Source organism: Brevundimonas sp. M1A4_2e (genome assembly GCF_053345555.1).
This window is the reverse complement of the sequence record NZ_JBKFAI010000010.1, coordinates 1-1,272: the sequence shown is the minus strand read 5'-3', so window position 1 is coordinate 1,272 and position 1,272 is coordinate 1. Positions and strand designations below refer to the sequence as shown.

Annotated in this window: 1 protein-coding gene; it reads right to left on the bottom strand. The window is 66.4% G+C overall.

Annotated elements, in window-relative coordinates; translation table 11 throughout:
- Positions 1 to 18: 18 nt before the first annotated feature.
- Positions 19 to 1,208, bottom strand: a protein-coding gene (locus tag ACLBV5_RS14855) for an IS3 family transposase (RefSeq protein ID WP_447606152.1) whose coding sequence is annotated in 2 segments (ribosomal slippage) — positions 19 to 956 and positions 956 to 1,208 — 1,191 coding nt in all. Because the reading frame shifts where the segments join, the coding sequence is not laid out codon by codon here.
- Between the last annotated feature and the right edge of the window lie 64 nt (positions 1,209 to 1,272).

The window sequence follows — 1,272 nt, the reverse complement described above, 5'->3', positions numbered from 1 at the left end:
TGACGTGACCCCCGTTTCTCATCCAGCCATAACAAGAGTCCGAGGTTGATCTGGGTAGAGATTGGTTGGGTTGGCAATAGGGCGGCCTGCGCAGCCGTCAACCAGCGCAGCAGGCCGCCCGGCGTTTCCAGCAAGGGCTTGCGCGTAGGCCTGCGGCGTCAGCCAGCCGAGCTTCGAGTGCGGTCGCCGTTCGTTGTAGTCACGCCGCCAGGCCTCGAGCACCGCGCGCGCGTGCGGCAGGGATCGAAACAGCGTCTCGTTCAGCAGCTCGTCACGCAGGCGCCCGTTGAAGCTCTCATTGAAGCCGTTCTGCTGGGGCTTGCCCGGCGCGATGTAATGCCAGCCGACGCCGGTGTCGTCGGCCCACGCCAGGACGGCGTTCGAGGTGTATTCCGTGCCGTTGTCGCTGACGATGGTGTCGGGTCGGCCCCGCTGCCGGATGACGGCGTCCAACTCTCGCACCACCCGAGCGCCCGACAGCGAGGTATCGGCCACCAACGCCAGGCACTCGCGGGTGCAGTTGTCGATCACCGTCAGGATGCGGAAGCGCCGCCCGTCCGTCATCTGGTCAGAGACGAAGTCCAGCGACCAGCGCTGGTTGGCCACCAGCGGCAGGTCCAGCGGTCGCCGCGTGCCCATTGCTCGCTTCCGCCCGCCGCGCCGGCGCACCGTCAGCCGTTCCTCACGATAGATCCGCTGAACCCGCTTCTTGTTGACCGCATGGCCCTCGCGCCGCAGCAGGACGTGCAGGCGGCGGTAGCCGAACCGGCGACGCTCCTGGGCGAGGGCCCTCAGCCGGTCGCGCAGGGCGCCGTCGTCCGGGCGCGTCGCCTGATAGCGCACGCTCGACCGATCGACGCCCAGAACACGGCACGCCCGCCTTTCGCTCATCTCGTAGGCGGCTTGCAGATGACCAGCCGCCTCGCGCCAGCCGGCGGGCGTCACCACTTTTTTCCCAGCAGGTCCTTCAGGGCCACGTTGTCCAGCATCGCGTCCGCCAACATTCGCTTGAGCCGGGCGTTCTCGTCTTCAAGCGTCTTCAGCCGCCGAGCCTCCGACACGTCGAGCCCGCCGAACTTGGCCTTCCATTTGTAAAAGGTCGCCGAGCTGACCCCGTGACGCCTACACACCTCCGCCGTCGTCACTCCGGCTTCCTGCTCCCGCAGGATCCCGATGATCTGCTCTTCCGTGAACCTTGATCGCTTCATTCTGTCCGTCCTTCGTTAGGGCGGACTCTAGCTATTCCTGGAGGAGTTTCAGGGGGTCACGTCA